General features: G+C 64.4%; 15 protein-coding genes. 13 read left to right on the forward strand and 2 right to left on the reverse strand.

Features of this window, described 5'->3' with window-relative positions; all coding sequences use genetic code 11:
- The 5 genes from BBIA_RS05755 to BBIA_RS05775 all read left to right on the forward strand — a co-directional run.
- On the forward strand, positions 1-514 hold a 514-nt coding region (locus BBIA_RS05755; protein ID WP_035138127.1), incomplete at its 5' end, for an IMP dehydrogenase.
- Between the two features lie 184 nt (positions 515-698).
- Positions 699-1,346 (forward strand): oligoribonuclease, encoded by a 648-nt coding sequence (gene orn, locus BBIA_RS05760; RefSeq protein ID WP_033495248.1) that lies wholly within the window; start codon positions 699-701, stop codon positions 1,344-1,346.
- 108 nt (positions 1,347-1,454) lie between these two features.
- Complete coding sequence (locus BBIA_RS05765; protein WP_081892100.1) at positions 1,455-2,891, forward strand: PIF1 family DEAD/DEAH box helicase; 1,437 nt, start codon at positions 1,455-1,457, stop codon at positions 2,889-2,891.
- 303 nt (positions 2,892-3,194) lie between these two features.
- The gene (locus BBIA_RS05770; RefSeq protein ID WP_033495315.1) at positions 3,195-5,000 is read left to right on the forward strand and encodes a proline--tRNA ligase; all 1,806 of its coding nucleotides are present in this window, start codon (positions 3,195-3,197) and stop codon (positions 4,998-5,000) included.
- 394 nt (positions 5,001-5,394) lie between these two features.
- Positions 5,395-6,645: a hypothetical protein gene (locus tag BBIA_RS05775; RefSeq protein WP_033495246.1), complete on the forward strand. Its 1,251-nt coding sequence runs from the start codon at positions 5,395-5,397 to the stop codon at positions 6,643-6,645.
- A gap of 144 nt (positions 6,646-6,789) precedes the next feature.
- Here the strand turns inward: BBIA_RS05775 and BBIA_RS13320 are convergent, their stop codons facing one another.
- A complete protein-coding gene (locus BBIA_RS13320) occupies positions 6,790-8,109 on the reverse strand; it encodes a LacI family DNA-binding transcriptional regulator (protein WP_051923840.1) in 1,320 nt (439 codons plus the stop codon).
- Positions 8,110-8,383: 274 nt separating this feature from the next.
- Here BBIA_RS13320 and BBIA_RS05785 point away from each other — a divergent pair, with 274 nt between their 5' ends.
- The 5 genes from BBIA_RS05785 to BBIA_RS05805 all read left to right on the forward strand — a co-directional run bounded on the left by BBIA_RS05785 (position 8,384) and on the right by BBIA_RS05805 (position 13,267).
- On the forward strand, positions 8,384-9,379 hold the full coding sequence (locus BBIA_RS05785; protein WP_033495244.1) for an AEC family transporter: 996 nt from the start codon (positions 8,384-8,386) through the stop codon (positions 9,377-9,379).
- A 110-nt stretch (positions 9,380-9,489) separates the two neighbouring features.
- Positions 9,490-11,283: a GH39 family glycosyl hydrolase gene (locus tag BBIA_RS05790; RefSeq protein WP_035138129.1), complete on the forward strand. Its 1,794-nt coding sequence runs from the start codon at positions 9,490-9,492 to the stop codon at positions 11,281-11,283.
- Between the two features lie 536 nt (positions 11,284-11,819).
- Entirely contained in the window at positions 11,820-12,545 is a 726-nt protein-coding gene (locus tag BBIA_RS13325; protein WP_051923841.1) for a single-stranded DNA-binding protein, read from the forward strand.
- A 79-nt stretch (positions 12,546-12,624) separates the two neighbouring features.
- A complete protein-coding gene (locus tag BBIA_RS05800; RefSeq protein ID WP_033495242.1) occupies positions 12,625-12,918 on the forward strand; it encodes a type II toxin-antitoxin system RelE/ParE family toxin in 294 nt (97 codons plus the stop codon).
- The gene (locus BBIA_RS05805) at positions 12,890-13,267 is read left to right on the forward strand and encodes a HigA family addiction module antitoxin (RefSeq protein ID WP_081892106.1); all 378 of its coding nucleotides are present in this window, start codon (positions 12,890-12,892) and stop codon (positions 13,265-13,267) included. The genes BBIA_RS05800 and BBIA_RS05805 overlap by 29 nt, the downstream gene beginning before the upstream one ends.
- Positions 13,268-13,552: 285 nt before the next feature.
- Here the strand turns inward: BBIA_RS05805 and BBIA_RS05810 are convergent, their stop codons facing one another.
- Positions 13,553-15,640: a M13 family metallopeptidase gene (locus BBIA_RS05810; protein ID WP_420796687.1), complete on the reverse strand. Its 2,088-nt coding sequence runs from the start codon at positions 15,638-15,640 to the stop codon at positions 13,553-13,555.
- A gap of 1,342 nt (positions 15,641-16,982) precedes the next feature.
- Between BBIA_RS05810 and BBIA_RS05815 the strand changes: the two genes are divergently transcribed.
- The 3 genes from BBIA_RS05815 to BBIA_RS05825 all read left to right on the forward strand — a co-directional run bounded on the left by BBIA_RS05815 (position 16,983) and on the right by BBIA_RS05825 (position 20,265).
- Positions 16,983-17,996, forward strand: coding sequence for an HdeD family acid-resistance protein (locus tag BBIA_RS05815; protein WP_033495240.1), 1,014 nt, complete (start codon positions 16,983-16,985; stop codon positions 17,994-17,996).
- A gap of 24 nt (positions 17,997-18,020) precedes the next feature.
- Positions 18,021-18,803, forward strand: coding sequence for a type I methionyl aminopeptidase (map, locus tag BBIA_RS05820; RefSeq protein WP_033495239.1), 783 nt, complete (start codon positions 18,021-18,023; stop codon positions 18,801-18,803).
- A 169-nt stretch (positions 18,804-18,972) separates the two neighbouring features.
- Entirely contained in the window at positions 18,973-20,265 is a 1,293-nt protein-coding gene (locus tag BBIA_RS05825; RefSeq protein WP_033495237.1) for a citrate synthase, read from the forward strand.
- Positions 20,266-20,321: the final 56 nt, after the last annotated feature.

Raw genomic sequence — 20,321 nt, forward strand, 5'->3', positions numbered from 1 at the left:
GCCTGCAAGGCCGSCGCGCGTCCCGTGCATCGCCGACGGTGGCATCCACTACTCCGGCGACATCGCCAAGGCCCTCGTGGCCGGCGCGTCCTCGGTCATGCTCGGTGGCGCGCTCGCCGGCTGCGAGGAGGCCCCGGGCGAGAAGGTGCTCCTGCACGGCAAGCAGTACAAGCTGTACCGCGGCATGGGCTCGCTGGGCGCCATGGCTCCGCGCGGCAAGAAGTCCTACTCCAAGGACCGCTACTTCCAGGCCGACGTCACCTCCAACGACAAGGTCGTGCCGGAAGGCGTCGAGGGCGAAGTGCCGTACCGCGGACCGCTCAACGCCGTGCTCTACCAGATGATCGGCGGCCTGCACCAGTCGATGTTCTACATCGGCGCGCACAACATCAAGGAGATGAGCGAGAAGGGCCGCTTCATCCGCATCACCGACGCCGGCCTGCGCGAATCGCACCCGCACGACATCGTGATGACCGCCGAAGCGCCGAACTACAGCGGCTTCCACAACAACTGATCCGCTGATCGAATCGGCTGACTGGCAATGGCTCTCCTGCCCATGTGCGGCAGGGGAGCCATTTGCGTATGCGCTGCCGTGAGGTCCGCGGACGCGCGGACTTGTAGCGTCGGCGCGGTAGCCTGTACTGTTCGATAAGGGACTGACGCACAGCCAGGGCACAGCCAAGGAAAGGGGTTCCACAATGGTGGATGCGCATGATGCGGAAACGTACACTTCGAAGGATTCGCGACTGATCTGGATCGACTGCGAGATGACCGGACTTGACATCTTCGGCGGCGACGAGCTCGTCGAAGTGTCCGTCGTGCCGACCGACTTCGACCTCAACGTGCTGGACGAAGGCGTCGACTACGTCATCAAGCCTTCCGACAAGGCCGTCGCGCACATGAACGACTTCGTGCGCAACATGCACACCCGCTCCGGCCTCATCAACGAATGGGAGCACGGCCTGTCGCTGGCCGAGGCCGAAAAGAAGGTCACCGAATACGTGCTGCGCTTCACCCCGGACGGCGTGCGCCCGCTGCTCGCCGGCAACACCATCGGTTCCGACAAGAAGTTCCTCGACCACTACATGCCGAACCTCATGAGCCACCTGCACTACCGCAGCATCGACGTGAGCACCTTCAAGGAGCTCGCCCGCCGCTGGTATCCGGCCGTGTACGAGAACCGCCCGCCGAAGAACGGCGGCCACCGCGCGCTCGCCGACATCATCGAATCGCTCGACGAGCTGCGCTACTACCGCGAGGCCGTCATGGCTCCCGCCCCCGGCCCGGACGAGGCGACCGCCAAGCGCATCGCCGCCGACATCGTCGCCACGAGCATCAACAAGTAGCCCAAGCAAACAATCCAACAACAGTCCGGCAGACAGCTCGACAAGCGGTCCGACAGTCGGCCCAACGAGCGGACCAACAGTCAGACCATCAGCAGAAACGCAGGAACCGTGCTCCAAACCGAAGCCCTCGCCATCCTCGCCGCCGGCGCAAACGTGTTTCTGACGGGCGCTCCCGGCGCGGGCAAGACCTACGTGCTCAACGAATTTGTGACCGCCGCGCGCAAAGCCGGCGCGCACGTCGCCGTCACCGCGTCCACGGGCATCGCCGCGACGCACGTCAACGGCCAGACGATCCACTCGTGGAGCGGCGTCGGCGTGTCCACGGCGCTCACGACCAGCCTGCTCAAGCTCATCCGCACGCGTCGCCGGCGCAAGATACAGGACACCGACATCCTCGTCATCGACGAGGTGTCGATGATGCACGCGTGGCTGTTCGACATGGTCGATCAGGTCTGCCGCGACGTGCGCCGCGACCCGCGCCCGTTCGGCGGCCTGCAGGTCGTGCTGTCCGGAGACTTCTTCCAGCTGCCGCCGGTGAGCGTCGCGTCGCGCAACCACGACGTGATTGCCCCGCCGCCCGAATTCGTCGCCGCGCGCGAACGCTACGCGCGGGCCGGGCGCAATCCGGACGGGTTCGTCACCGAATCGCTGGTGTGGGACGAGCTCGCGCCGACGATCTGCTACCTGACCGAGCAGCATCGTCAGGACACAGGCGCGCTGCTCACCGTGCTCACCGACATCCGCGAGGGGCGCGTCGACCAGAAGGACCACGACGTGCTCGCCGCGCGGCTGGGCCTGCAGCCACAGCCCGGCGAGGTGGCCGTGCACCTGTTCCCCGTCAACCGGCAGGCCGACGGGCTCAACGACCTGCGGCTCGCGCAGATCGGCGCGGAGGAGCACACGTTCCACGCCGAAGAGGCCGGCCCGGCGACCATGGTCGACCGGCTCAAGAAGAACATGCTCGCGCCGGAAACGCTTGTACTCAAGACAGGCGCGGCCGTGATGGCGCTGCGCAACGACGCCGACCGGCAGTACGTGAACGGCTCGCTCGGCACGGTGCGCGGGTTCGCGCCGGAGTCGAAGGGCGGCTGGCCGATCGTCGGATTCGAGAACGGCAACGTGGTCACGATGAAGCCCGCGTCGTGGGAGATGACGGACGGCGAGACGGTGCTCGCGTCGATCAACCAGGTGCCGTTGCGCTGCGCGTGGGCGATTACGATCCACAAGTCGCAGGGCATGACGCTGGATCGTGCGGTCATGGATTTGAAGCGAACGTTTGCGCCTGGCATGGGCTACGTCGCGCTGTCGCGCGTGGAGTCGATGGATGGACTGTACTTGGCCGGCGTGAGCGAGCGCATGTTCTACGTTTCGCCCGACGCGGTGATGCTTGACGGCGACCTGCGCGCCGGTTCGGCCGACGCGGCGATGCGGCTGGAGGCGGAAGGGCCGGAGGCGTTCGACCCGCGGCTGGTGGGTTCCGCCGGCTCGGGAGGATCCGCCGGGGCGGGCGCCGACCCCGAATTCGAGCAGGCCGAACTGTTCTGAGCGCGGAATCGCGCTGTCTAACGATGCTGTCTATCGATGCTGGGTTGCCGGCGGCTGCATGGCTGCCGTGTCAGCTTCAGTCCAACGCTTCTGGCGCTGACGGTAGCCTCGGTCCCTTCGGTTGAGGGAGCTGTCGACCGCAGGTCGACTAGGGGAGCGTCGCGGCACGCTAGTGCCGCCGACAAGCGCAGCATTGCGCGCGGAACAATTCTGATACAGAGAGCAGCCTCGTCATACACGCCAAAATACGAAGAGCTCTTTTCTTCATATACCCTGTCGGCTTGATTGAGTACCTTGGAACGCATGAGTTCCAAAGCACTTCGTATGTCTACCCTGTTCCTGCGCACCCTGCGCGAGGACCCCGCCGACGCGGACGTCGATTCCGCGAAACTGCTGCAGCGCGCCGGATACATCCGCAAGGCCGCGCCCGGCATCTGGACCTGGCTGCCGCTCGGCCTGCGCGTCCTGAACAAGATCGAGGACATCATCCGCGAAGAGATCAACGGCATCGGCGCGCAGGAAGTGCACTTCCCGGCGCTGCTGCCGCGCGAACCGTACGAGGCCACCCACCGTTGGGAGGAGTACGGCGACAACATCTTCCGTCTCAAGGACCGTCACCAGGCCGACTACCTGCTCGCGCCGACCCACGAGGAAATGTTCACGCTGCTCGTCAAGGACATGTACTCGTCGTACAAGGACCTGCCGGTCACGTTGTACCAGATCCAGACCAAGTACCGCGACGAGTTCCGTCCGCGCGCGGGTCTGATCCGCGGCCGTGAGTTCGTGATGAAGGACGCCTACTCGTTCACCATCGACGAGGAGGGCATGCGCAAGGCGTATCTGGACGAGCGCGGCGCGTACGAGCGCATCTTCCAGCGGCTTGATTTGAAGTACGTGCCGGTGTTCGCGATGTCCGGCCCGATGGGCGGCTCCGCGTCCGAGGAGTTCCTCGCTCCCATGGCGATCGGCGAGGACACGTTCGCGCTCGCCCCGTCCGGCAAGGCGTGGAACGTCGAGGCGCTGCACACGCCCGAACTGCCCGAGATCGACGCCACGAACACCCCGGCCGCCACCAAGGAGGTCACGCCGGACGCGAAGACCATCGACAAGATGATCGAACGCGCCAACGCCGACCATCCGCGCACCGACGGCCGTTCGTGGGAAGCCTCCGACATCCTCAAGAACGTGGTCATCGCCGTCAAGCATCCGGAGGACGCGGATCACGACGAACCGTGGCGCGAGCTGATCGTTGTCGGCGTGCCGGGCGACCGCACGGTCGACATGAAGCGTCTCGAGGCGCAGTTCGCTCCGTCCGAGCTTGAAGAGGCCACCGAGGAGGATCTCAAGAAGCATCCGGAACTCGTGCCGGGCTACATCGGCCCGATGGTGCTCGGGCCGCAAGGCCCGGCCGCCGGAGTCAAGGAACCGCTGCGCTACCTCGTGGACGCGCACGTCGTCAAGGGTTCCGCATGGTTCACCGGCGCCGACGAGCACGAGGTCGACTACTACAACCTCGTCTACGGCCGCGATTTCAAGGCCGACGGCGTGGTCGAGGCCGTCGAGGTCCGCCACGGCGACATGAGCCCGGACGGCTCCGGCCCGCTGAGTTTCGAGCGCGGCGTGGAAATCGGCCAGGTGTTCCAGCTCGGCCTCAAGTACTCCAAGGCACTCGACCTCAAGGTGCTCGACCAGAACGGCAAGGCCGTGCCGGTGTGGATGGGCTGTTACGGCATCGGCGTCTCCCGCGTGCTCGCGTGTATCGCCGAAACGCATCACGACGAGAAGGGCCTCGCATGGCCGGCCGTGATCGCCCCCGCGCAGGTGCACGTCGTGGCCACCGGCAAGGACGAGGCCGCGTTCGAGGCTGCCGAGAAGCTGGTTGCCGACCTTGAGGCGCGCGGCGTCGAGGTCATCTACGACGACCGCAAGAAGGTCTCCCCGGGCGTCAAGTTCAAGGACGCTGAGCTCATCGGCGTGCCGCTGATCGCCGTCGCCGGCCGCGACACGGTCAACAACGGCACGATCGAGGTCCGCGACCGCAACGGTGACAACTCGGTCGCCGTCCCGGTCGAGGACGCCGTCGCGGCGATCGTCGATCGTTTGGCCTGATTCGCGAGGTCTTCATACGGAGGCATATGGCCAACGTGTGGCTACGTATGACCCGTCGTACAACCATCAAGCCCCTCTTCGCGAGGGGCTTGATGCGTTTTGTGGCACGTTTGACGGGCATTCTTCAAATTGAGCGGTGTTTTACGCCTCTGGTATGGGTCGATTCGCAAATTGAGCGGTGCCACAACGAATATGCACCCCGATTCCAAGCCGATTCGGATCGATCGGTGTCCGATCCGGGCCCGATAAGGCATGATGACGCCGCTCGATTCGGAGAAGAGCGTGATCATGGGCGGTCATACGCCGCTCAATTTGAAGAAAGCCTCAACTGAACGACGCATATGGCGTATATGGCGTAGTCTTGGACACGGTACAAGACCAGAAAGGACCCATCATGGCCAACGAAGACAAGATGAACGCCGACGATGCCGTGGCGGAGGCGGAGCGCATCGTGCACGACGCCGATGCGGCAAACGCGAACGCCAACGCGGAGGACGACAAGGACAACAAGCCGCGCATCATCGGCTGGTTCTATGCATTCGACGCCGACAACGATCCCAAGGACTCCGACCAGCTGATCTGGGTGTCGCTCGAACAGCCGAAGGGCGGTGAGCGCGAGATCAGCATCCACGCTGGCGACCTCATCAAGCAGCATGCGGAGAACCGCCAGCTGCTGCTCGCCGATGTCAAGCTGCTCGGCCAGGCGCTCGCCGAACACGAGGATGCGAACGCGAAGGACATCACGTTCCGCCGCTACGCGTTCTCCTGCACCGAGGAGCTGCCCAAGGGCGTCATGCCGGTCGCGCGGTTCACCGCCGAATTCGGCGCGAGCGAGGAGGGCGTGACCATCTCGCATCGCTGCGCCATCAACAGCCAGCTCAAGCAGGAGGTACTGGTCGGAGCTCAGCGTCTGGTTGCCGGCGTGACCGAACACCTGCCGCAGCTGTTCGGCCAGCTCGAGCAGGCTGAACGCGATACCTCGAATGATGCGAACGCCGCGAACGCGCAGTCCGCCGCGCCTGCCGAGGATGGCGGCGCTTCGGCCGACGCGATCACCGACATCGCGTCGATCGCCGCCGACATGGCCGCCATCGGCGACGAGTCCGCCGCGAACGCCGCGCCCGGCAATGATGGCAATGGTGGCAACGGCGGCCAGCGAGAGTCGAAGGTGTTCGGCTACTTCTACGCGTACGACATGGGCGTGACTGTCGACGATCCTGGCGCGATCGCCAAGATCGACGTCGACGAGCCGGACGAGGACGGCAAGACGAAGCTCGAGTTCTCGCTGTCGTCGTTTATCACCGACAATGTCGACAATTGCGGCGCGCTGCTCGCGTTCGTCTCCCAGCTGTACGACGTGTTGCCCAAGTCGAAGGAGAACGGCAGCATTTACCGCCGTTACGCGTTTACGAATCGTCCCGAGCCGCCGCAGAACACGCTGCCGCTCGGCCGCATCGTCGTCGAATTCGAGGGAGGCAAGCCGGTCGGCTCTCACTGCGAGACGCCGGGCGACGAGAAGCTGCACGACGATCTGATCGGCGCGGCGCACATCATCGAATCGTTCGGCCCGTACATGCGCCAGGTTTTCGACCAGAAGCACGCCGAGCAGGGCGGCGAGTCCGCGCCTGCTTCCAACGGCGACTGATCGCGCGATTTGCATGCTCGGCGGTCCGCTCCGACCTGTTCGGAACGGACCGCCGTCGTATGTCCGGCTGCGTTGGGCTGCGTTGGGCTGCGTTGGGCTGCGCCGGGGCTGCTGCGTTGTGCTGTGCTGCGCTGTCCGGACTGCTCAGCGGGATGATTCGCGCGCGACGAGACGGTACGGGATTGTCTCGTGCATGGCGCCGGCCGGGGGAGCGCTCGCCGGCTGCGTTTCGATGGCCGCGACCAGCCGCGCGACGACGGTTGCGGCCATCGCCGGCACGTCCATGGCGACCGTGCTCAGCGACGGAACCGCGTATGCGTCGATCGCCAGTCCGTCGAAGCCGATGACGCGCACGTCGTCCGGCACGCGCACGCCGTGTTCGGCGAACGCTCGCAGCGCGCCCAACGCGACCGTGTCGGTCAGGCACAGCACGCCGACGGGGACGTCCGTTGCCCAGACCGCTGCTGATTCGCTGCCGGTGTTGGAATGGCGGATGCTGTTTGAGTCGTCGGCTGTGGCCATGCCGTCGGCGGCGTTGATCGTATGCGTGGCGCGCAGTCGCGTCGCAAGCCGGGTCGCCGCGTCATGCCCGCCTTCCAGCGTCCAGTCGCAGGGGATGCGGTGGTCGTCGTCGATGCACGCGCCGTGCCGTGCGAGCGCGTCGACGATCGCGGCGAACCGGCGCGGGCCGAAGTCCATATGGTTTGTCGTGTTTGTCGCGTTTGTCGTGGCTGCGTCCGCTGGCCAGTGCTCCGGCGCGCCGAGCACGTAGAACTCGCGGCAGCCGCGCTCCCACAGGTGTTCCGCCGCGGCGGCCGCGCCCGGCGCGCACGCGGTGTCCATCGAATCGACGGCGGAGAAGTCGGCGCAGTCGCCGATCACGAACGCCGGTCGACCGTGCGCGTGGGCGAGCACCTGCGCTTCGGTGATGTTCGGCGCGTCGAGGATGACGCCGTCGTAGATCAGCCCGCGTTCGGTTTTCAGCACGCGCATTTCCGCACTGCCCGAGCGCTCGGACTGGCGGACCGCGACCTGGTAGCCGCGCGCGGTCGCCTCCTGCGCGAGATATTTGGCCAGGCTGGCGTGGAACGGCACTTCGAAGTCGTCGATGACGATCTGGATGATGCCGCTACGCCGGTTGCGCAGCATGGTTGCGGCCGCGTTGGCCTGATAGCCCATGCGCTGCGCGATTTCCTTGATTTTTCGCCGGTTGGCCTCGCTGACTTTGGGCCGGTCGCGCAGCGCGTTCGATACGGTCATCTGCGAGAAGCCGGTCGCGCGCGCCACGTCGGCCAGCGTGACGACGTGGTTCGGGTCGGCCGGTGCGGTATCGGCTGGTTGTTCGTGGGTCGGCTGGGATTGCGCCGGCATGGCTGCGGAAGGCCGGTCGCTGGTCGGTAGATCGTCGATCGGTTCGGCTTGGGCTGGCGAAACGGCGTCGGCGTCATTCTGGCTGGACTGCATGGGTTCCATATTAGGAAGTCTGAAGGAACCTGCGCTCGTGGGAAACGGAACATGCGTTGGCGTGTCGCGTCTGGCCGCGGTGCCATAATCAGTATTGGTTTAAGGTTAAACCTGGAAATCGGGAAACGGAAGCTGTCTTGTCGTCCGCACGGCAGCCGCGGGTCTTGGGTCTTGGGTCTTGGGTCTTGTGGGCCATGAAGGCCATGAAGGCCATGAAGGCCATGAAGGCCATGAGGGCCATGACGGGACACTCCGCTTCGGCAAAGGAGGCATGATGGGCCAGCTGCTCAAGCCGGCGACGTTTCTGCTGATCATCCTGTTCGGCTACGCGCTCAAGCGTTGCGGCCTGTTCAAGCCGCGCGACTACCGCATCATGCAGGTCGTCGTCTTCGACGTGACGCTGCCCGCAGCGATCGTCGTCTCGTTTGCCACGAACCCGCACAGCGCGAGCCTGCTGTGGGTCACGCTCTTCGGCTTCCTCGCCGCGTTCCTGCCGGTCCCGTTCGTGTACTGGGCCACGCGCCGCCGGCCGGTCGCCGACCGCGCGTTCCTGATGCTCAACACGTCCGGCTACAACATCGGCAACTTCTGCTTCCCGCTGCTGCAGGCGTTCTACGGGTCCGGCGCGATCGTGATCGGCGCGATGATGGACATCGGCAACGCGATCATGACCACCGCCGGCGGCAACGTCATGACCACGACGCTGCTGAAAATCGACCCGTCGCGGCCGCTTACCGAACAGCGCACGGACGGACCGGTCGGCTGCCTTACGCCGCCGACTGCAACCGATCGCAAACGTGCGCTGCGTGAACGGTTGCGTACGATCGCACTCGGCTTTCTCAAGTCCGGCCCGTTCGACATGTACATGGCCATGACGATCGTCGTGCTGTTTGACCTGCCGATACCGCGCCTGATACCGGACGTGCTCGCGCCGGTCGCCGACGCGAACCCGTTCTGCTCGATGCTCATGGTCGGCATGCTGATGGAACTGCCCGCGACCCGCAACGACATGCGCGACGTGGCGCAGGTGATCGGCTGGCGACTGCCGTGCAGCGTGCTGTTCGCGCTCGCCGCATGGTTCCTGCTGCCGCTCGACGCGACCACACGGCAGGCCGTCGCGCTTATGTGCTTCGCGCCGACCGCCGTGTTCTGCACGCTGTTCACCGACCGCGTGCTCGGCAACGCGCGTCTCGCCGGCTTCACCCTCGCCACGACCAGCTTCATCGCCATGTTCGCCATGACCGGACTCCACGCGGCGATCGCGGGCTGACCGCCGCCATCGACCGATTGCCGATCAATCGGCAGTCAGTCGGCGCATCAGTCAAATCCGGACCAACCACCAACGTCAACCAATATCAACCAATCAACAAGGAGATCATCATGAGCGACGACATCTGCCGTATCGACGTCGACGCGACGCGCGCAGCCGGACCGCTGGGCCACGACTGGCGGTTCGTTGGCTACGACGAATGCAACTACACGTACATGCCGGAAGGCAAACGTTTGCTCGGCCGGTTCGGCGCCCTGCCGGACGCGCCGTACTGGGTACGCACCCACTTCATGTTCTGCTCGGGCAACTGCTACGGCAGCCCCAAATTCGGCTCGACGAACATCTACACGGAAGACGCGGACGGCAATCCGGTCTACGACTTCACGCACTACGACATGATCCTCGACGCGATCGTCGAATCGGGCAACAAGCCGTTCGTCGAGCTTGGATTCATGCCCGAGGCGCTCGCCGATCCGAAGTACCAGGACCAGTCGCACCTGCCGTGGGTCGACCTGTACCGCGCGAACGGCTGGACGTACCCGCCCAAGAGCTGGGAACGTTGGCATGCGTTCATCGCCGCGCTCGCCGCGCATCTCAAGGAGCGTTACGGCGAGACTGAACTCGGCACGTGGTATTTCGAACTGTGGAACGAGCCCGACATCGGCTACTGGGCGGGCGGCGACGACGGCTACTGCACGCTGTACGACTACACGGAAAACGCGCTGCACTCGGTGCTGCCGGGCGCGCGACTGTCCGGACCGGCCGTCACCGGCGTGTTCGATGGCGGCAGCGGACGCCGCCTGCTGCAAACGTTCCTGAAACACTGCCGCGAAGGTGAGAACGCATGCACCGGCGGCACGGGCGCACGCCTCGACTTCGTGACCTTCCACGTCAAGGGCGCGCACTTCCCGGGCGGCCGGCCGAACGCCGACAAGGCCGTGCCGAGCGTCGGCAACCTCGTACACCAGGTCGAACAGGGACTCGACATCGTTGCGGCGGAAGGCTTCGGCGACCGTCACGTCGTGCTGTCCGAAGCGGATCCGGACACGTGGGCGGCCGGCAACATTGCCGACAATTCGAACATGCGCTTCCGCAACAGCGAATACTACGCGTCCTACGTGGCCGCGGCATACGATCGCATCCGTACGCTCGGCGAAGCGCGCGGCATCACCGTCTCCCCGCTCGCGTGGGCGTTCATGTTCCCGCAGGAGGAGTGCTTCGCCGGCACGCGCTCGTTCAGCACGCAGGACATCGACAAGCCCGTGTTCAACGCGTTCCGCATGTTCTCGCGGCTCGGCGGCACGACTGTGGCCGTGAGCGGCGGCATTGCGCCGGATCTCGCGCTCGAACGCTCGATCGACGAGGCGTACGGCAAGGGCACGCCGCAGCGATACACTGGCGAAGGCGCGCAGACGGTCGTCGGCTGCGTTGCGACGGTCGATACGGCTGATGACGCGGCTGGTGATGTGGTAGTCGATACGGTGGGTGATGCGACGGTCGATGCGGTCGAGAATGTCGCTGCTGATACAAACGATGCGGCCGGCGGCGACGTTGCCGATCGTCGCGCGGTGCGGGCGCTCGTCTACTCGCACTGCGACGACATCGACGTCGACGAATCGCACGATGTCGAAGTGCGCGTGGCTGGCTTGCGTCCGGGAACGTACCGGTTGTCGCACTATCGCGTCGACGCGGCGCACTCCAACGCGCACACGGCGTGGATCGTGCAAGGGCGGCCGGCGTATCCGCAGGGCGAGCAATACGACGCAATCCGCCGCGCCGGCGAGCTTGAACGGCTGGATGCCGACCGTACCATGACGGTGCCGGCCGACGGCGAGCCGCTGGTGCTGCGCTTCGCCTTGCCGACCCACGCGCTCTCGCTGCTGACGATTGATCCGGTCGATTGATCGCGTTGTTGGTTCGACTGACCGAGCGCATTACGGGTGAGAGGTCGATCGTTTGCGTGGCAAACAGGAGGTCAGCTGGGATGTGCTGGGGACTTTGCTACGAAAAATGACGTCTTTGAGTGACAAAGCCCCCGGTAATGGTGCGTAAGTAGCGTCAATGTCACGCAAGAAGCGGCTGTTGAGTGACATTGACGCTAGGAACGCCTGGTTCGTATCGCGAATGTCACTCCGGTGCGGTGAAGCGAATCAAACGATTGCCGTGGATAAGTCGGCGGGTTGTCCACATGGAGTTATCCACAACACGCCGAGGAGTCGAGTCTGCGTCCACAATGCCCGTTTTCCCTATGGTGATCGCGGTCGATCGTGCATAGTTGGTGTCACCGCGTGGATCACCGCGCTGGTTGACGAAGGAAGCCCTTTCTCTCTCAACCTCGCATCTCCACCTCCACTCAAGGGCAAGTCCCATGCGTCGTGGTCCGCGCGGTCCAACTTCACCGGCAGTCATGCCGGCGTCAGCGCCGAAGAAAGGACCGATCATGGCACTGCAGCAAGGACACGTCACCATCACCGGCCGAGTGGGCAGCACGCCGCAGGGCTTCGGACACAGCAGTCCGCCCTCGATCTGCACGTTCCGCCTCGGCTGCCGGCGCGGCTACTATGACGCGAACCGGCAGTGGAAAACGTTGCCGACCACATGGATCACCGTCAAAACGTACCGGGCGCTCGCTGCGAATGTCATCTCATCCGTGCGCACCGGCCAGCCGGTGATCGTCGTCGGCATGCTCGCCACCGAGGAATGGACCGCCGACAACGGCGAAAAACGGTCACGCAACGTGCTCGAGGCCAGTAGCGTCGGCCACGACCTCAACTACGGCACCTCGCACCTTAATATGCAGCGTCGCGACGGTACGGGAGCGAACGGCGCAGCCGGAGCGGCAAACGGGCAGGGTGGTCCGAACGGCATGGATCCCAACGCGGTCGGAGGGCGGGGCGGACAATACGGGCCGGCTGCCGACCCTGCGTTGGTGGGCGCATCACTGTCCGCGTCGCTCGCCAATGATCCGTTCCGTAGTACGGCTTCGCAGCTGGCCTCGCCCCTGCCTGCGAGTGCGAACGCTGCCTCAATGTCCGGAAAGCTGCCCGGCGAACCGTCCGAAGAACCGTCCGGAGACGGCACCATGCCGGCGGAAGCTGCCGCCCTTGACGACATACCGCCCGCCGAGGAACCTCCGTCGGACGACTTCGGTGCCGGCGATTTCTGAGGGTTCGCTCATGCCTTCGGCTGCCTCCATCAGCATCCGATAGTAACGCGTTGCGATACTAACGTATAGAGGTAGTATTATGTACATTGCGACACGAGACAAGGAGTTGGGCGACTTCCTGTACGGCGGACCGTATCCGCGAGGATATCCGTCCGGCTGCGAACGACAGCTGGCACGAAGGCTGCAGATGCTGAAGGCCGCAGGTTCGCTGCGTGATCTGGCGGTGCCTCCGGCCAACAGGCTTGAAAAGCTGTCCGGCGATCTCGCCGGCTATTGGAGCATTCGGGTCAATCGCCAATACCGGCTCGTGTTCCGCTGGAACGACGAGGAACAGGAGGCATACGATGTCTACTTCACCGACTACCACGCCTGATTGGGAACGGAGTCGCACCTCGAACCGCGAACCTGACCGGTCGCGAGGGAACGAGGCGGAACGACGGCCTGGCGAATATCTGAGCACGCCGGGGGAGATTCTCAAGGAAGAGTTTCTGGAGCCGCTGCATATCAGCAATTACCGGCTGGCGAAAGCCATCGGCGTCTCCGAAACGGCGGTGGGGGAGATCGTCAACGGCAAACGTCGAATCAGCGTGGCGATGGCGCACCGCTTGGGCAGGGCTTTGGGAACGACGCCGGAGTTCTGGATGAACCTGCAGCGCGACTGGGACGTGTTCACTTTCGATGCCGCCACCATCGGAGACATCACGCCGCTGGTGAACCCGTGAGAGCGGGGAGCCGCGGAATGGGGGTAGTCATGTAGTTATAAGGGATGGCAAAACGGCCGATCCGGCCGGTGGAAGCGCGACGCACAAGAGCCGTCAGCCGTCGGCGGCATCGCGTCATTGGCGAGAAGCGATAAACGGCGAAAACCTGCAAGCCGAAGGCGAAGTTGTCGGGACGATAACAAAAGCCGGCACGCAACAAAGGGGCCGTCCCCTTTGCGGAGGACGGCCCGGTGTCTTGGCTGCGCTGCGGCGGCTATAGTACGGCTGCAGCGCGTCAGTGTGCGGTCACCAGATGGAGACGCGCTTGGACGGGTCGAGCCACATGGCGTCGCCCTCCTTCACGCCGAACGCCTTGTAGAACAGGTCGACGTTGCGCACGATGCCGTTGGTGCGGCATTCGGCGGGGGAGTGCGGGTCGATCTGCAGGTACTGCTCGGCCAGCTCGTCGCGGTTCTTGGTGCGCCAGATCGACGCGTAGCTCAGGAAGAAGCGCTGCAGGCCGGTGAAGCCGTCCATCTCCGGCGCGGTCGCCAGCGACGCCTCGATCGCCTCCGGCGAGCCGTCCTTCGGGCGTCCGGCCTCCGCGTCCAAAGCGAACGCGTACGCCTTGAGCGCGATGTTCACGCCGCCCAGATCGCCGATGTTCTCGCCGATCGTCAGCGCGCCGTTGACGTGCGGAGCGCGGCCCGGCTCGTCGGCGTACTTTTCGGCCAGCTGCGTCGGCACGAACGCGTTGTACTGCTCGATGAGCGCCTTGGTGCGCTGTTCGAAGTTCGCCTTGTCGTCGGCCGTCCACCAGTCGTTGAGCGTGCCGTCGCCGTCGTACTGGGCGCCCTGGTCGTCGAATCCGTGGCCGATCTCGTGGCCGATCACCGCGCCGATGCCGCCGTAGTTGGCCGCGTCGTCGGCTTCCGGGTTAAAGAACGGCGGCTGCAGGATCGCGGCCGGGAACACGATCACGTTCTTGCTCGGATCGTAGTACGCGTTCACGGTCTGCGGGTTCATCTCCCACTCGCCCTTGTCGACCGGCTTGCCGGCCTTCGCGAGCTGATAACCGGACTCGTACAGGCTGGCCGCGGCCATGTTTGCGATGAGTCCCGCGTCGGCGTGCACGTCAAGCGCTGTGTAGTCGCGCCAGTGCTCGGTGTAGCCGATCATCGGCGTGAACTTGGACAGCTTTTCGAGCGCCTTGCTGCGCGTCTCCGCGCCCAGCCACGTGCTGTTCGTGATCGACACGCGGTACGCGTCGATCAGGTTCGCAACGAGCTGTTCCATGCGCTGCTTGGAGCTTTCCGGGAAGTGGCGGCGCACGTACTCGCGGCCGACGTCCTCGCCGCAGATGCCGTTGACGAGCGACACGGCGCGCTTCCAGCGGTCGCGCTGCACCTTCGCGCCCGAAAGCACCTTGCCGTAGAAGTCGAAGTTGGCTGTGTCGAACGCGCTGGACAGCATGGACGCGGCGCCGACGATCGCGTGCACGCGCGCCCACAGCTTGAGGTCGTCGAGCTCGGAGGACTTCCAGAACGAGTTGAGGCCTTCGAGGAAGCTCGGCTCGTGCACGATCGTGCGCTTGAGCACGTCGAGCACGCTGACCGGCTGGGCTGCGGCGGCCGGCGTTGTGTCGTACGCGGCCTGCCAGGCTTCGGCCCATGCGGCGATGTCAAAGTCGGCGAGCGTGGCGCTCAGCTGCGCGAAGTCGGTCGGATTGTAGGTCTTGACCGAATCACGCGTGGACACGTTGTCCCAGTGGTGCGCGGCGATGCGCGTCTCGACGTCGAGGAAGCGCTTGGCCTGCTCCTGCGTCGCGTCGAGCTCGCCGTAGCCGGCGTTATGCAGCTGCTTGGCGACCATGTCGACGTACGCTTCGCGGATCGGCGCATAGTGGTCCTCGCGATAGTACGCTTCATCGGGCAGACCAAGGCCGCCCTGTTCGATGTGCGCGATGTTGGTGGTCGGATCCTTCGGATCGCCGTAGATGCCGACTCCGAACAGGTCCGGGCCGCCGGTCGGGTTGAGCGTGCCGAGCGCGCGGACAAGCGCGGCCTTGTCGGCGGCGGAGTCGATCGCCTCGAGTTCGGGCCTGATCGGGTCGACGCCGGCCGCTTCGATCGCGTCGGTGTCGAGGAAGGAACGGTAGAGCGCCTGCGACTTGACGGCCGGGCAGTCGTCGTCTTCGAGGATTTCGCGGATTTGCGACTCGGCGTCTTCGGCGAGCTTGTCGAACGAACCGTAGCGCGCCTTGTCGTCGGGCAGGCGGTACGTGTCGATCCACGGTCCGTTCACGTAGCGGAACAGATCGTCGGACGGCTTGATGACGGATGAGAACGATGCCGGATCGAGTCCGGATGTGAGCGTTGTAGTCATGCCGCCCATACTATCTGCGTTCGGTGACGTCGCGCGATGTTGCGCCGGGCGGGAAATCGGCCGTTGCACACGATTGTTTCGTGGTTTTTCGCATTTGGCGTGTATGGGTGTTGGCTGGTGTGTCGGAATCACGCTGTCGCGTGATGCTGTGTTGTTGTGAGATTGGCGGCCTAGTCGCCGCGCCCACATGTATGCCCTGTGATGCTGGCGGAGCCTCGGCCCCCTCGGCTGAGGGGGCTGTCAGCCGCAGGCTGACTGGGGGAGCGTCGCGGCACGTTAGTGCCGCCAACCGGCACAGCATCGCGCAAAGCGCGATTCCGATGCGACGGATTGGTCATATTGTGCAGGACCTGTTGTGCTGCGTGTCATGCTTTGTGTAGAGCAGCATGGGACCGACTGGGTATGACACGGCACGGTGTCAGACCCTGTAGATTGTCTAGGATTCCTTCAGAGTGTGACAGGACACCGTGCCGGACAATTTCTGGATAACGAACCGTTTCGCTTGGAATTCCAAGGTTTCCGTGGATTGTCGGGTTTGTCACGTCCTATCTGCGCATGGTCTTTCCCACGATGTGTGGCAGCCCGGCCGTCACACTTTGTCGGAAATGCCTCAATCTTCCTATCTGTGACAACCATCTGTGACAACGCCGGAACCGAAACGGCAACAGCGCCGACCGTCATGACCAGCCAACAAGCCCGTCCCTCGCGGATCCAACAACCCCTCGCATACACGCCGCAATACGCAGAGCCGGCATCTCTCTCATGGGTTGAGTGTAGTGGATGTGCGCGGTGGTATCGGAATCGCGCTGCGCGCGATGCTGTGCTGGTTGGCGGCACTAACATGCCGCGACGCTCCCCCAGTCTCGCTACGCTCGACAGCCCCCTCAGCCGAGGGGGGCCGAGGCTCCGCCAGCTTTGCAGTGCGTTGAACACTTGTCTTGGTGGCAGCTACCGCTACTGCTGACAGCGTCCTGCAATTATGGACTCGCTTCGCGAGCGTTATTGCTGGCTTGCTATCGCTCGCTCCTCGCCTAAAAGCAGTCCACTGGACTGTTTTCTTTACGGCTCGGCCTAGCCGAGGGGGCCGAGGCTCCGCCAGTATCAGAGGTGTTTGTGGGCGTGGGGTGAGCGACAGCGAGCCAACAACGCAGTATCGCGCGCAGCGCGATTCCGATACTTCGGATTGCATGACTTGTGCACATCACAATGTGAAGGGCTGGATCGCCGCGGTAGGATAAATAGACAGATTGTCGCATTATGCTGATGGTGTGAATTTAGACAGTGTGTCTAGACTGAGGGTGGACGAACATCCGGCACGAGATATCCGGAACATGCAAGCGAAGGAGTCATCATGAGCGATCCGAACATCAACGGCGCCAACGGTCAGAACAGCGTCAACGGCAACGGTCAGAACGGCAACGGTCAGAACGGCGGCGAACCGAACGGCAACGGGCAGCCCGAATATGGCGCGTACGCTCCGAACGGACAGCCGACCAATCAGGACTATCCGTACGGCGGTAATCCCAACGATTCGAACGCGAACAACGCGAACAACGCGAACAACGCGAACAACGCGAACGGCACAAACGGCCAGAATCCGTACGGCCAGTACCAGCAGAATCCGTACGGTCAGCCCTACGGCCAATACCAGGCCAACGGACAGACCGGCAATCCGTACGGCCAGCAGAACCAGCCGTACGGCCAGCCGTTCGCCTACCAGCCGTTCGGGCAGAATCCGAACCAGCAGAACCCCAACGGCTACTGGCAGCAGCCCGGCCAGCAGTTCAGTCCGTTCAAGCTCATCGAGGAACTCCTCCCGCAGCAGGCCAAGAACACAATCCGCGGCCTGTATGGCATCATCGGTGCAGCCGCCGTCATCCTAGGCATCGCGCTACTCGTCTGGCCCGGCAAGACGCTCACTGTGTTCGCCGTCGCGTTCGGCATCTACTTCGTCGTCTCCGGCGTCATTCGCATCGTCAGTGCGCTCGTCACGCTCGGCCTGCCCGGCGGCTGGCGCGTGCTCGACGTGCTCGTCGGCATCCTGCTCGCGTTCGGCGGCGTGATCATGCTGAAAAACGCAGCGCTGTCCGGCACGTCGCTTGCCGTGTTCGTCACGCTCATCGTCGGCTTCGGCTGGATTATGGAAGGCGTGATGGCGCTCGCCGAATCGTGGCGACTGCCCAAGTCCGGCTGGGCCGTGTGCTACGCGATCGTGTCGATCATCGCCGGCATCGCCGTGATCCTCTCCCCGGTCAGCTCGATGGTTTTCCTCGTCATCCTCGGCGGCTGCGCGCTCGTCGTCATGGGCGTCTCCGCGATCGTGCGCGCGTTCACGTTCGGCAAGCCCGCCAAGAACAAGAAGTAGCGCGCGGCGAGTAGGCTGGGCCGCATGATCGAACTGAAAACACCCAAGGAAATCGAGGAGATGAAGCCGGCCGGACGTTTCGTCGGCGGCATTCTCAAGGAACTCGCCGAAACCACCAAGGTCGGCACCAACCTGCTCGAAATCGACGAATTCGTGCACAAGAAGATCGTTGACCGCAAGGGCGCCGAATCCTGCTACGTCAACTACGCGCCCGACTTCGGCACTGGCCCGTTCGCGCACTACATCTGCACCTCCGTCAACGACGCCGTCCTGCACGGCGTCCCGTACGACTACAGCCTCAAGGACGGCGACCTCGTCAGCCTCGACCTCGCGATCAGCGTCGACGGCTGGGTCGCCGACTCGGCCGTCAGCTTCGTGGTCGGCAAGGACAAGGACCCGGAGGACCTGCGCCTCATCAAGTGCACCGAAGAGGCGCTCGCCGCCGCCATCGACGCGGCCAAGCCCGGCAACCGCCTTGGCGACATCTCCAACACGATCGGCGACGTCGCGCGCGAATACGGCTATCCGATCAATCTCGAGTTTGGCGGCCACGGCGTCGGCCACATCATGCACGGCGACCCGCACGTGCCGAACGACGGTCGCGCGCACCACGGCTACAAGCTGCGCGAGGGCCTGGTCATCGCGATCGAGCCGTGGTTCCTCAAGACCACCGACGAGATCTACCAGGATCCGAAGGACGGCTGGACGCTGCGCTCCGAGGACGGCTCCCGCGGCGCGCACAGCGAGCACACCATCGCCATCACGGAAAACGGCCCGATCATTTTCACCGACCGCACCAACCTGTGACGATGCAATGATCCGGCGAGATCGACCGGTAAGATTAACCGAACGAACGGCTCCCCAACGCGGGGAGCCGTTCGTCGTTTTTGAGACGCCGACTTGCGCCGAAACACGCATGCCATATAGTGAGCCCTACTTTTGGGCCGATCGGCCCGCACCAATCGAGGGAGCAAGTATGGCAACAGCTCAGCTGAACGTGGATGACAGCAAGTACACTCTGCCGGTCGTCAAGGCCACGGCCGGAGCGGACGGCATCGTGGTCTCCACGCTGCGCAACGACGGCTGGGTCACGCTCGACCCCGGCTTTCTGACCACCGCGCAGTGCGAATCGAAGATCACGTTCATCGACGGCAACAATTCGATCCTGCGCTACCGCGGCTATCCGATCGAGCAGCTGTGCGAAAACTCCGACTTCCTCGAAGTCGCGTGGCTGCTGCGCCACGGCGAACTGCCCAGCCGCGAGCAGTACGACAAGTTCGTTTCCGCGATCAACCATCGCACTATGGTCGGCGAGGACTTCCGCACGTTCATGGGCTCGTTCCCGCGCACCGCGCACCCGATGAGCGTGCTCGCGTCCGCGATCAACGCGCTCGCCACGTTCTACCCGGATACCACCGACATCACCGACTCGGACCAGCTCGACGAGGCGGCGATCATCATCATGGCGAAGGTGCGCACGATCGTGTCGTACATCTTCCGCCGCCGTCGCGACGAGCCGATGCTCTACCCGGACTACGCGCGCGGCTACGTCGACGACTTCCTGCGCATGTGCTTCGCCGTGCCGTACGAACCGTTCGAATCCGACCCGCTGTACGTGCACGCGCTCGGCCGTCTGCTCATCATCCACGCCGACCACGAGCAGAACTGCTCCACGTCCGTCGTGCGCATCGCCGGCAGCGCGCACGCGAACCTGTATTCGGCCGTCGCGGCTGGCGTGAACGCTCTGTCTGGCCCGCTGCATGGCGGCGCGAACGAGGCCGTATTGCGCCAGCTCAAGGCGATCCGCGACTCCGGCAAAACCGTGCGCGAGTTCGTCGAGGACGCGAAGGCGAACGGCCACCGTATTTCTGGCCTCGGCCACCGCGTGTACAAGTCGTACGATCCGCGCGCGGCGATCGCCAAGACGTATCTGGAGAAGATCATGGAACGCGAGGACACGTCCAAGCTGCCTGCCGACGAGCGTGCGCTGTTCGACGTGGCGACCGAGTTGGAACGCATCGCGTTGACTGACGACTATTTTGTTTCGCGTCACCTGTACCCGAACGTCGACTTCTACACGGGCCTGATCTACCGTGCGATCGGATTTGACCCGGCCATGTTCACCACGCTGTTCGCGCTCGGCCGCATCCCTGGCTGGATCGCGCAGTACCGCGAAATGCTCGCCGACCCGAACACGAAGATCGGCCGCCCGCGCCAGGTCTACACCGGCGAGACCGAACGCGACTACGTGCCGCTCGACGAGCGCTGAGCGGCGGCGCGCCTATCGGGTGGCCTTATATGCCGTCACAAGGAACGGCGATAATC

The sequence above is a fragment of the Bifidobacterium biavatii DSM 23969 genome (assembly GCF_000741165.1).
Classification (GTDB): Bacteria; Actinomycetota; Actinomycetes; order Actinomycetales; family Bifidobacteriaceae; genus Bifidobacterium; species Bifidobacterium biavatii.